8 protein-coding genes are annotated in these 11,747 nt (G+C 62.0%); 6 read left to right on the forward strand and 2 right to left on the reverse strand.

Annotated elements, in window-relative coordinates; genetic code table 11:
• Nucleotides 1-5: 5 nt before the first annotated feature.
• Complete coding sequence (locus tag QFZ83_RS32165) at nucleotides 6-5,300, reverse strand: RecQ family ATP-dependent DNA helicase (RefSeq protein WP_307512445.1); 5,295 nt, start codon at nucleotides 5,298-5,300, stop codon at nucleotides 6-8.
• 57 nt (nucleotides 5,301-5,357) lie between these two features.
• Here QFZ83_RS32165 and QFZ83_RS32170 point away from each other — a divergent pair, with 57 nt between their 5' ends.
• Nucleotides 5,358-6,500, forward strand: coding sequence for a DUF3883 domain-containing protein (locus QFZ83_RS32170; protein ID WP_307512447.1), 1,143 nt, complete (start codon nucleotides 5,358-5,360; stop codon nucleotides 6,498-6,500).
• A 159-nt stretch (nucleotides 6,501-6,659) separates the two neighbouring features.
• On the opposite strand, the gene QFZ83_RS32175 is transcribed toward QFZ83_RS32170, so the two are convergent.
• The gene (locus QFZ83_RS32175) at nucleotides 6,660-6,932 is read right to left on the reverse strand and encodes a helix-turn-helix domain-containing protein (protein WP_056586223.1); all 273 of its coding nucleotides are present in this window, start codon (nucleotides 6,930-6,932) and stop codon (nucleotides 6,660-6,662) included.
• A 254-nt stretch (nucleotides 6,933-7,186) separates the two neighbouring features.
• On the opposite strand from QFZ83_RS32175, the gene QFZ83_RS32180 reads away from it, so the two are divergent.
• From QFZ83_RS32180 to QFZ83_RS32200, 5 genes are all read left to right on the forward strand, one after another.
• Nucleotides 7,187-7,759: a helix-turn-helix domain-containing protein gene (locus QFZ83_RS32180; RefSeq protein WP_145746441.1), complete on the forward strand. Its 573-nt coding sequence runs from the start codon at nucleotides 7,187-7,189 to the stop codon at nucleotides 7,757-7,759.
• Nucleotides 7,760-8,318: 559 nt separating this feature from the next.
• Nucleotides 8,319-8,900, forward strand: coding sequence for a hypothetical protein (locus tag QFZ83_RS32185; protein ID WP_307512450.1), 582 nt, complete (start codon nucleotides 8,319-8,321; stop codon nucleotides 8,898-8,900).
• On the forward strand, nucleotides 8,893-9,999 hold the full coding sequence (locus tag QFZ83_RS32190) for a relaxase/mobilization nuclease domain-containing protein (protein ID WP_307512452.1): 1,107 nt from the start codon (nucleotides 8,893-8,895) through the stop codon (nucleotides 9,997-9,999). Before QFZ83_RS32185 ends, QFZ83_RS32190 begins: the two co-directional genes overlap by 8 nt.
• 19 nt (nucleotides 10,000-10,018) lie before the next feature.
• Entirely contained in the window at nucleotides 10,019-10,219 is a 201-nt protein-coding gene (locus QFZ83_RS32195; RefSeq protein ID WP_307512454.1) for a hypothetical protein, read from the forward strand.
• A 1,332-nt stretch (nucleotides 10,220-11,551) separates the two neighbouring features.
• Nucleotides 11,552-11,683 carry a hypothetical protein gene (locus tag QFZ83_RS32200; RefSeq protein ID WP_307512456.1) on the forward strand — a complete coding sequence of 44 codons (132 nt, stop codon included), beginning with the start codon at nucleotides 11,552-11,554 and terminating at the stop codon, nucleotides 11,681-11,683.
• Nucleotides 11,684-11,747: the final 64 nt, after the last annotated feature.

Raw genomic sequence — 11,747 nt, forward strand, 5'->3', positions numbered from 1 at the left:
CTTCGCTACTGGCGACCAGGTGGCTGCAACGCATCAACAGCCGACGCCGCGGTTGGATCATCTGCACCTCGAACGTCTACCCGGACTTCCGCAAGCGGCGTCTCCCAGTGATCTGCCTGCAGAGCCGGCCAGTACTCTTCGGGGGTCTGAGACCGCGTTCGTACCATGACCGCGACCACGGATGCGACCTCGCCTTGGAGAGGCGCTGCATCGACGCTTGCGGCCAGCCGGCCAACGATCTGTCCAGAGGTCGAATGGACAAAACGTCCTTTCACCTCGACGACATCTCCGGCCCGTAAGGCGGCGATCGCGCGATGAATCGGCTGCGCCAACGAGGCGCGTCCAGCAAATCCAATGTCCATGCGGGTCGGGCCCAGCATCACATATTGGCGCTCAAGATCCGCTCGGTGCTGTGGCCTGACGCGGGGGAGCTGATCCTGCACCCCCTCTATGGTCCCAAGATCAACGAGATAAGGATTGCGCCCACCTTCTGCGCGCATCAAGCACAGCGACTGTCGAGCGCGCGTCATGGCCACGTAGAGAAGTCGCCGTTCATCCGCTTCGTCCCAGCGCCAGTCAGCACAGTCCATCACGATGACGTGGTCAAACTCCAAACCCTTGGCAGCGTGTGCCGTCATGAGCTTGATGACGCTGTCGCGGCCATCCCGTCGCATTTCTCCAGCAGCTTCGTAGAACAGGTCGAGCGCCTCGGCTGCAGGAACGATGTCCGCTTGCAGCGAGGAGGCGACGTCATCGACGATGTCCAGGAGATCCAGGAGTGTGGCGTTTTTGGGTTGAGCGCGTTGCAGATAGCTCAGGGATCTGCGCAGCGCGCTCAGGCGCAGCATGCGCAGCTGTCGCCGCCTCAGCGCCTGGGCCAAGGCCCAGCCTTCGCGCGTGCGCATCAGCGTGATCTGCCCTTTGGCCGCTTCCGGGCCGGTGATCTCGCAGGGCAGTCCTTCGACATCACAAATGGCCCTCATCTTTTCCAACGGAGCGTGCGTGCGGCAAAGCACGGCGATTTCTGAGAGCTTGACAGTCGGATCGATGCGCCGGATGCGCTCGATCTCTGCGTGGACCAGTTGGGCCTGGAGGTTCGGGGCCGGCGGGCTGGTGATCAGCCGTACTGCGCCGCGGCTTTCCTGATCGACCGCGGCCCAGCGTCCACCTGGCGGAGCGTCCTTGCGCCGAGCGTCGATCCGAATCGGGTGATCGACCTTCATGCGGTCAACGCCGCGCTGGACCACGTGGTTGGCGGCCGAGATGATGTTCTGGGTGGAGCGAAAGTTCTCCACCAGGTAGGTGAGCTCTCCTTCGTAATCGGCTCGGAAGCGCCGGATGAACTCGATGTTCGCGCCCTTGAAGGAGTAAATGTTCTGGTCATCATCTCCCACGGACATGATGCTTAGCTTGGTGTCGGCGTCCGATCGCCGGCGCCCGGCAAGGGCGCTGACCAGGGCGTACTGCTGCGCGTCGATGTCCTGATACTCGTCGACGAAAATGTATTCGTAGCCTTGCAGCAGCCGATCACGGACCTCGTCCGCGTCGATCAGCGCCGAGCTCTTGCCTTCGAGCAGATCGATGGCGTCCTGGAGCATCTTTTTGAAGTCGACGCCGTTGGACGTGCGTTCGGCGCCCGCCAGACTGGTTCCGGTCAAGCGCAGCGCGATCGCGTGGTATGTCATGACCAGCACGCCGCGCGCATCGTCTCCGGCGAGCGTCATCAGTCGGCGGCGCAGCTGGATGGCCGCTCCCCGGTTGTAGGCCAGTGCGATGATGCGTCCCGGATTCACGCGTAGTACGCGCAGCAAGTAGGCGATGCGGTGGACGATCACCCGCGTCTTGCCGGACCCTGGACCCGCCAAGACGAGGTGATTGCCTGTCCGGGGCTGCGTGACCAGGGCTTGCTGCACGGGGTGCTGCAGGTCATCAACAATGCGCTGGTAGGACTCGTCGGTGGTCTTGCGCTCCAGGAGGTCCGTTCGTCCGCGGAAGAATTCCTTGATGAACTGCTTGTGGGGCAGTGTGAAGTAGGCTTTGACCAGTGCAAGCGCTTTCGCTGGATCTTCCGCGCCCAGCTTGGCGTACTCGTGCATGACGTGCGTCTGCAGCGTCCGTTCCTTGTAGAACTCTTCCAGGGGTGCAAACGATGCTTGGTTAAACCGCTTGGCGGTGTCCTCGTCCATCTGGATGGTCATGGCGGAACGGAAGACCGACCTGCCTTTGTCCAGTTCGAGCACACGCGTCTGGTGAAGGTAGAGCAGCGCATTCTCCAGCGCCACGTCGGGCTCGCGTAGCTGGATCTTCAGAACCAAATCGTCACTGAGCGCGTCGATCAGTGCCTGGGCCTTGCACTCCACCAAGCACGCGCCTTTGACGCCGTCCGGCACCTCTGCAAGCAGCCGCGAGAGCGTGACTTGAGCGACGGCACGGCGCAGTTCACAGATTCTGCGAATCTGGGACCAAGGCCGACGCAAGGTGACGCGCAGGGTGTCCTCGCCCAGCGACTGCAGCTGGATCATGCTGCGCTTGTCGTTACCAGAGCCGAAACCGTCGGCCATGGATCGCAAACAGGCCCGGACCTGAGTGGGGTCGAGTTGCCCCTTTTCGTCGTCGAGTTTCAGACGATCGCGCAGTTCCGTGCAGACCGCTCGGAGATTCAGGTGTTGTTGCGCCTCGTCTTGATCCGCGTCGGGGGCGTTCTCAGCCATGAGCTCGATGAGCTCCTTCTCCATGGCGCTCAGATATTCGAGGCGGGATGCGGACGCGCCCCTCACGCCACGTATCAGGCGCACCGTCAGCCCGAGGTCATTGACCAGGATGCCCAGCTTGGCCAATTGGTGAACGATGCGAAAGCATTCCTCCGGTCGGATGCCCGCGTCGAGCATGAGCTCGTCTGTGCTCAGTCCCTCGGGCGTGTCGGAGCGGAACAGGGCTGTGGCGACAGCGAGGAATTTCTGCTGAACGCTGGCGGAAAAATCCGCCTTGTCGATGCGGTCCTTGGCTTCTTGCAGCGAGGTCACCCGAAGACTGGCAGGGAAGACCTTGGTGGCGTTTTCCTTGCGCTTCAAGAAACCATGGCGCTCAAGCCACGACAGCGCCGTGGTGACCTTGGTGGAGGCGTCGGGGGCATCGATTTCGATGCCGGTTCCGACGCTTTGCGCGAGCAGCTCTTTCGCCGAGATGACGATCTCGTCTTTTCCCAGCTTCTTGGCCTGGAAGCGCAAGGCACGCAGCAGTCCGATGAAATCTCGCTGCGACAGCTGGGAGGTGGAGGACAGGCGGAATTGGGTTTCGACGTCCTTGGGGTCGAACAGCAGGACGCATTTGGCTTCGTCCCCATCGCGCCCAGCTCTTCCCGCCTCCTGAAGGTAGTTCTCCAGGGAGCCGGGAATGTCGGCATGGATCACCAGCCGAACGTTGGGCTTGTCCACGCCCATGCCGAACGCGTTGGTGGCGGCGATCACCTGCAGATCGCCGTCGAGGAAACGGCGCTGGGTCTCCTTGCGCAGATCAGCGGCGAGCCCGCCGTGGTAGCAGCCGCATGCGATGCCCTGTTGCGCGACGATCTGTGCGATGGTCTCGGCGCTCTTGCGCGTGGCGCAGAAGACCACGGCGGCATCTTCTCGTCGCAGGCCGTCGCGCAGCAGTTCCACGATGCGCTGCGGCTTCTCGCCGCCCGAGGTCGGCACCACGGCATAGGACAGGTTGGTGCGCTCGTGGCCGCCGAGAAATGTCTTCAGTTTGATCTGAAGGCCTTCCTGGAAGTGGTCGCACAGGTCGTCAATGACGTCCGGCTTGGCGGTAGCGGTGAAACAGGCGATCGGCGCCTGACCGGGAAACTGCTCCCGGATGAAGCGCGAGACGTACAGATAGTCCGTGCGGAAGTCGTGCCCCCACTTGGAGAGACAGTGGGCTTCGTCGAAGACCCAGGCCGCGATCTCCCGCATGCGAATGGCTTCGACGAAAGTCTTGCTTCTGAACTGTTCGGGTGAGACCAGCACGATGCCGATGTCGCCCAGGCGGATGCGGTCCAGCACATCCCGTCGTTCCAGTGGGGTGAGCATCCCGTTGACGGTTGCCGCGCACTGGATGTCGGCTTTCATCAGGTTGTCCACCTGATCTCGCATGAGCGACTGCAGTGGAGAGATGACGACCGTCAGCCGTCCTGAGCGGCGGTAGTGGACGAGGGCGGGGAGCTGGTAGCAAATGGATTTGCCGCCGCCGGTGGGCAGGACGGCCAACAGACTCTCGCGTGCCAGTCCGGCCCTGACGATCGCGCGTTGCAGCGATGAGCCATCGGCGGTTGTCGGGTGCGCCCGGAAGCTGGGCTTGCCGAACAAAGAGGACAGCAGCGCTTCAGGGTTGTGGTTCTGGCGGCAATATGTGCATTCAGGCTGGCCGCAGTCGATCTCCCGGAGCTCTGCGATCAATTTCCTGACGGCGGGCAGTTCGTGGAAGACCCAGTGGGGGAGGATGGAGTTTCCTCCCGCGACGCGGATCCAGCCAAGCGCAAACGCGACCGACCAAGGGTCGTGCCCCTCGAAGGAAGACGCGATGTCAGCGACCAGCGCCTGCAAACGGGTGGCGCAGCAGCGATCCCCAAAACGGCTGGCAACGATCGGCCCGACCGCTTCGCCAGCGGGAGCGGTCTCCTCACGCACCTGCGCCAACAGCGTCGCCATGCTCTCGTCGTTGCGAAGCAGAAAGTGCAGCAACGCCAGCCACCAAGGCTCCTGCTCGTTCGTCTCTAGCAGCGCTTCGACGGCCTCTTCGAACACGTTGAGCGCGATCCGGGCGTCCTTGGTCGGGTTGTTGCGTTCGTCCGAGAGCAGCTTGTAGCCCTTCACCAGCCGGTGATAGGGGTTGCTAGGGAAGGCAAGGGCGGACAGTTCCAGTGTGTCCAGCACGGGCCAGCGCAGACATTCCAGATGCGGCAGCTGGGCGCGCAGCAGAGGTATGTCGTGGCGCCTGATGTTGTGGCCCAGAAGAACCTGGCCATTTCGGGCAAAGCTATTGAGGGCTACCGCCACCGCGGCTGTTTTGCCAGGAGAACAGGTGCTGCGGTAAGTATCTGCGCTGTCAGATCGGACTGCGCCGACGGCAAAGATCTGGTTGCCCTTTTCAGGATGGGCCTCCACGTCGACGGAAACAATTCGACCCTCAGCAGCGATGCGCCGAGCACGTGCATGCAAGGAGTCGAGGACAGGCGTTTCCAATGGAGGCCAGCGATCAGCAGCAGGTGAGAGTAAGACGTTGTAACATAAAGTGTTGCTTCCACGTGGCAGGATGTTTGCCACGTGGCCATCTTGGTAGGTCAGTACTTATCCCGCTGAGGCGGCTCTTCCCAAACGCTGATGGCTGTTGCACTTTCGCGCCTCCAAAGTCCAGCTGCCATTCAAGCTGCACTGGATGAGTTTTCCCGTCTTGGTCGAACGGCGTTTCTGGCGCAATATGGGTTTGGAAAGTCGCGCGATTTTCTGGTTCGCGATGGGAAGACCGGACAGCTGTGTGATTCCAAGGCGATCGTTGGAGCCGCTTTTGGCCATCAGTTTCCTGGCGAGGGCCCACTTAAACCTGCGGACTTTTCCGGCGGTGAGGCCGCCGTCGTTCCCATGCTGCAGCGCCTCGGCTTCGAGGTCGTGCGCATCGGCGAGGACTGGACCTCGGACGAGGTGCAGGCCGCGGTCACCTCTTATTTCGAGATGCTCCGTCTGGAAGCGGCGCAGCAGCACTACACCAAGACGGAATTCAATGCGCAGCTTCGCCAGCAGTTGCGAGGGCGTAGCAAAGGTTCGGTTGAGCTGAAGTACCAGAACATCAGCGCCGTTTTGCACGACCTCGAGTTGCCCTTTGTCCGCGGCTACAAGCCTCGTAGTAACGCGCAACTCCTGCTGCGGCAGGCGGTCCAGCAATTCGTCTTGGATCAACCGGGTCTGGTGTCTCAGGTTGTCGATGCGATGGAGGAGGTCAAGACGCCGGGCCAGCAGGTTTTTCATGCCTCCTTGGTGGGACCTCCGAACCTTGAGACCGTGGTGGAGGTGGCCGAGCGAGGGCCCAAAGTGAGGTTCCCGCGCAAAACGAACTGGGCTCTGCGCGACGAAGCGAACCGAAATCTTGGCCGGGCCGGCGAACAGTGGGTCATCGGGTTCGAACAGCGGCGGCTCGCAGACGCGGGGCATCCGGAACTGTTCCAGCAATTGGACTGGGTTTCAGACCGTCTCGGTGACGGGATCGGCTACGACATCCTTTCGCATGAGCGGCCCGGCGAGCATCGCTTCATCGAGGTCAAGACCACCAACGGTGGCCATGCCTCCTCCTTCATCATCAGTCGCAACGAGTTGGACTTCGCCGCAGAGGCGGAGGAGGCGTTTCATCTCTATCGTGTGTTTCAGTTCCGCGAAGAGCCGAAGCTCTACATCCTCAAGGGCAGCTTGGAAGACCAAGTTCATCTGGAGCCCATTGACTATCGAGCGTCGTTCCGGCGAGTGGTCGGGTGATCTGCAGCGGCTGAAAAGTCTTGTCCCTTTTGCGCTTTGCCTGCTGAGCAGGCCTTGGGACAGATCGCCGACGCGCTCTGACTTCGGAGCCGGTCAGCGACATCTACAGAGATGGCTTCAATCGGAGGAGCGATTGCCCTGGATGATCGGCGAGATCTCCTACTCGGCCGCCGACTTAGTCCGCAGCTCTTTCTTGTAGCGCTTCATCAAGGAACTCATGAGTTCCGACGGCTCGACCTCGAGCCCATTGCACAAGAAGATGAGACTGGTCAATGAAGGGCTGGTAGTGGCCGTCTCCAATTTGGCAATGAATGTGCGATTGAGGCCCGATGCAAAACCGAGCTCTTCCTGATTGAACCCGCGCACTGCCCGCCGAGCCTTCAGCTCGGCCGCAAAGGCTTTCAGTAGTGCGGGATCCTGCGTCGATCGCATGCAACGAATCTCGCCGCATGGACTTCTTTATGCACCCGCTTGTATGGTACATAATGAGCTGCGCCATATGCGTTTCTAATTTCGCAATGGATCGCTCCTCCTGCGGGTTGCCTCTGTTGCCGAGATCAAAGCTCTTACCGCTGCCAACGAATCCAATGACGCGTCGACAAGTCGCCTCACCTCTGCCAACGGCCCGACCTCTGCGGTTGCCGGTCTCGGTGACGCGTGTCCGCCCGAGGCAATCTGCATCTGTCGTGCGCAGCCTGTCTGCGGCTCGCATCGGTGCGCAGGTGAGGGCGCTGCGCATGGCGGCAGAAGTGTCTGGCGGCGAATTGGCCAAGACCTCGGGGATTTCTGCCTCGATGCTTTCTCGCATCGAGCGCGGTTTGGTGTCACCTTCGGTGGAGACCTTGGAGCGCCTCGCGAATGGTCTGGGTGTGCCGGCGTCGCGCTTCTTCAGTGATCAGGCGCGGCGCACTGACTTTTGCCATGTGCGTGCAGGACATGGTGTCTTGGTCGATCGCATCGGCGCCGTGGCGGACTACCGCTACGAGCTGCTGGGCCATCTGCTGTCGGGTAACCTGTTCGTCGAGCCCTACCTGGTCACGTTGCTGCCCGGCGCCGATCCCTATGTGACCTTCCAGCACCCGGGTCTCAAGTTCCTGTACTTCCTGTCCGGGGAGGTCAGCTACCGTTACGGCGGCAGGACTGCGGAGGTGAGGGCAGGGGACTCGCTGCTGTTCGATGCGACCGCACTGCATGGGATCGAGGCCATTCAGACCCAGCCGGTCTCTTACCTGTCAGTGGTGTTCACGCTGCGAGAGTAGGCTGTTCTTGCCGGCCCTGCCGCGCTGCGCGGGCGACGCGAATGCCCATTCGATGGTTCTCCTGCGAATTCGCTACGTTCCGAATTCACCTCGCCGTCCGTAGCTTTCTCTCGGTGTTCGGCGTGCCGAACACCGAGAAATTTTCGAACGGTATCAACAGAGCGGAGGTCTTCTGCTTGATGGAGCCGGAAGGAAATTTATGCGGCGGCCGTGTGAGCTCGTTCTGCGAGCGGAATGAATTTTCGGTTTCGGTAGGCCTGGACGCAGCGGTCGCAGGACGGCGTCGAATCAAGGGCAAAGTCCTTATGCGGCCATGAGGGCAGGCTGAGTTGGATGTTTGCTCGTGAATCCGCTGCCGCTGGACCGTGCCAGTTCGCTCCATCGTGTTCGGCATGCCGAACACGATGGAGGGCTCTGAACTGCCGATCGACCGCAACGCTCCGGGAGCGGTGAAACGGCGAGGTGAGCTCGACACTGGAATTCCGAAGGCAAAGTCCTTGTGAGGCCATGAGGGCAGGATAGACTGGCGTCAGACATTGTTTACTGCAACGGCGTTGCAATGACCAAAACCTCTCTATCAAGCCGCGTGATAGCCACCCGGGTGCCGCCCGAAACGAGGGCGCGCTTCGCCGCACTGGCGGCGCGGCATCATCTCAGTGCGTCGACTCTGCTCGCGAAGATGGTCGACGAGGTCCTCAAGACGAACGGCGAAATCTCACTGAGCTCGGTTGGACAGCGCTCCCCACGCGAAACGGAAAGCGGCATTGGCGAGGCGGATCGCATCACGCTGCGGCTTCGCAAGGGCGATAGAGCTCTCGCAGCCGCACGAGCCCGTGCCCGCGGAATGAAGGCCGCCAGCTACCTGGCCCTGCTGATCCGCAACCATGTGCGTGACGCGGCCGTGCTGCCGCCGAACGAACTGGATCAAATCAAAGTGACCAACGCCCAGCTGGCTGCGCTGGGACGGCAGCTTCGAACGTTCGGCATGCCGAACACTCAGTCTGAGCCTGTGGCACCGGACCTGGACGAAACCATCGCGTCGGTCCGGCGGGAAGTCGAGGAGGCGCGCGAAGCCACGGCAGCCATCGTGCGCCGCAACCTCATCAGTTGGGAGATCGACGAAGGGAACCGCCATGCCTAAGCAGGTGGTGCGCGTGGACAGAAGCGGCCGCGGCTCGGCCGATGCGTCGCGCGACATGGCGCTGGACATCGTGAGCTACGGTCGGCGAGGACCGGGCGGCACGCTGGGCCTCGGCGCCGACCAGATTGCGCAGATCCAGCGCACGGTGGGTCGCACGCCCGAGGTGATGGTGAAGGTCTCCGGCGGCGGACGGGATGTCGGCGGCGTCGAGGCCCATCTGCGCTACATCGGCCGGCACGGCAAGCTGCCGATCGAAACCGACGAGGGGCTGGCGCACCAGGGGCGAGGTGCAGCCAAGGAGGTCACAGCCGATTGGCAACTGGAGCTTTGCAGAAGCGAGTACAAGCCGAGGCCCGCTCCGGGGCGCAAAGACACGCGTGCGAAGTTGGTTCACAACATCGTCCTGTCCATGCCCGCCGGTACGCCACCGGAAAAAATACTGGCTGCGGCGCGCGTCTTCGCACGCGAGAACTTCGCGCTGCAATATCGCTACGCCATGGTGCTGCACACCGATCAACCGCACCCGCATGTGCATCTGGTGGTCAAGTGCGAGCACGAGTTCGAGCCCGCCAAGCGCCTCTGCATCCGCAAGGACACGCTGCGGCGGTGGCGCGAGCAGTTCGCCGCGCTGATGCGCGAGCAGGGCGTGGCGGCCAATGCCACACCGCGCCAAGTGCGAGGGCAGACCCGCAAGCCGTACAGGGATGCGATCCATCATCGGCTCCGCGCGCTTCGGACATTCGGGCAACTGCCGCCCAGCGAGCGATCCAGGCATCGGCCGCCGAAGACCTCGACCTTCATGCGCGCCAAGCTGGACAGCGTGCTCCGGGTCTTACAGACAAAGCGAGGCGCCCTGGATGCCGGCAAAGAGACCATGCAGCGCACGCGGCAGGAGGTGGTGGCGGACTGGCACGCAGTTGCGGATGCGCTTCGAAGTCAGGGCCAGGCCGAGTTGGCCGACCGGGTGGAGCGCTTCGTCGCGCGCATGCCGGTCGTGCATACTGATGCGCAGCGAATGGCGGATCGATGGAGGGAGACAGAGAGAAGTCGAGCGCCGGAGCGCGCGGATGCCAACTCTCCAGAGCCACGTGTCCGATGATGGGATGAGTCGTCGAGCCATGAAGTATGCCGAACGCAAACTCCGCATGACCCTGAAACGACGGCCGGGTTTGGGAAAGCGGCAGCTCGTGCAGCTCGCGGCCTTTGCAGAGAACATCACGGTCGATCCTCCATTCACCAGTAGTTCGATCGACCTCGGCGTCAGCGCCGAAGCCGAGGTCAGCACGCGGCGTCACTGCCCATGCGCAGCAAGGTCATGACGCAAGCTGAGGCGCGTTGATCGTGGAACGAGGGCGTCCCTGTCATGGCCGCGCAGCAACTCATCACGTCCATTCTTCAGCTGGACTGTTCGCGGGTCCTGAGCCCTCAAAACGAGGGCATGACCTCGTCCACTCGCATCCCTCAATCCAGCGAACAGCATGTCCTTGATGAGGGCGGTGTGGCTCATGCCCGATCCTCGGGCAGCTTGTAGTCCTTGAGCAATTCGCGAAGCTTGGTCTTGAGGATCTTCCCGGTGGCGCCGATCGGAATGGCATCGACGAAGACCACGTCGCCGGGGATCCGCCGCGCTGGTACTCAGCGTCCTTCGCGATGTAGATGAAGTCGCTCTTGTCGAAGCTACCCGCAGCCTTGTGCCCGAGGTCATGGACTCGGGCACGAAGGTCGCGATGCCCGCGTCCTCGCAGGCCTTGAGCTCGGTGCCGTTGAAGTAGCCACGATCGGCGAAGGCCTGCAGCTTCTTCGTGTCCATTGCCTCGCGCGCGGCCTTGGCCATCTTGCGCAACTGGGTCCGGTCGTTGCTTATGTTCATCACCTCGTGCGCCACGATGAGATGTTGTTTGGCATCGACCTATGTCTGCGCGTTGTAGCACCAGACCGAGCTCTTGAAGTGCGAGCTCGTCGAGCGGGCATCGGTGTCGATAGTGGAGATCTGCCCGTAAGGCAGCTTCTTCAATTTGCTCCATGGTCTCGTCGAGCTGGCGCATCTGCGCGCGCAGGGACCGGATCTCGTCCTGCAGGCGTTCGGTCTTCGCTTCCATCTCGGCAGGCGGAGTGCGATCGCGGTCTCCAGCGCCTCCAGGTAGCGCTGGATGCTCCGCTCGATCTGGCGCTCGCGCGCATCGATCTTGATGGGCGTGACATTGCAATCGCGGCTGTTGAAGGCTAGCGCCGAGCCGAGCCGAGCCGAGCCGAGCCGAGCCGAGCCGAGCCGAGCCGAGCCGAGCCGAGCCGAGCCGAGCCGAGCCGAGCCGAGCCGAGCCGAGCCAGACAAGCAGGAAAAAGACCGCATTGATGTCCACGGACTCAATTGCTGGAACTAAGTATTGCAGGTAGTTTTACCTGTCCGATTTCTGTTTCAAAAAGTCGCAAAGATAACTAGAGTCCCTTCAAGGGGTCCGTGATTGCGTGACAAGCACGCCAAAGAGGCTCATCGATTTTTTTGAGGGACTGCCGCAAACCGCGGCGAGCTTGGAGGGATCATGAACTCAGAACTTACGCCAGTTCGGCTTGGCGGAGCGAGAACACTCTTGCGCGGACTGGTGGTGGCATGCACGTTGGTCCTTAGTAGCTTGCCAAGCTACGCTGGATCGGTGAGCTACACGTATGACGCCCTCGGGCGCATGGCAACAGCGGTCTACAACAACGGCACCACCTCGACGACGATCACCTACAGCTACGACGCTGCGGGAAATCGAACGTCGGTGGCAACTACCACGCCGTAACTTCTCCCCGCCCCCCCGTCCCCAGTCTTGGGGCATCGCAAGAAGTCAACATCGAAGGGAATTC

Source organism: Variovorax sp. W1I1, assembly GCF_030815625.1.
GTDB lineage: Bacteria > Pseudomonadota > Gammaproteobacteria > Burkholderiales > Burkholderiaceae_C > Variovorax > Variovorax paradoxus_C.

Excerpts from the sequence above, each read along its gene's own strand:
- QFZ83_RS32170 (WP_307512447.1), top strand. The coding sequence starts at position 5,358 with ATGGCTGTTGCACTTTCGCGCCTCCAAAGTCCAGCTGCCATTCAAGCT.
- QFZ83_RS32185 (WP_307512450.1), top strand. The coding sequence starts at position 8,319 with ATGACCAAAACCTCTCTATCAAGCCGCGTGATAGCCACCCGGGTGCCG.
- QFZ83_RS32190 (WP_307512452.1), top strand. The coding sequence starts at position 8,893 with ATGCCTAAGCAGGTGGTGCGCGTGGACAGAAGCGGCCGCGGCTCGGCC.
- QFZ83_RS32175 (WP_056586223.1), bottom strand. The coding sequence starts at position 6,932 with ATGCGATCGACGCAGGATCCCGCACTACTGAAAGCCTTTGCGGCCGAG.
- QFZ83_RS32195 (WP_307512454.1), top strand. The coding sequence starts at position 10,019 with ATGAAGTATGCCGAACGCAAACTCCGCATGACCCTGAAACGACGGCCG.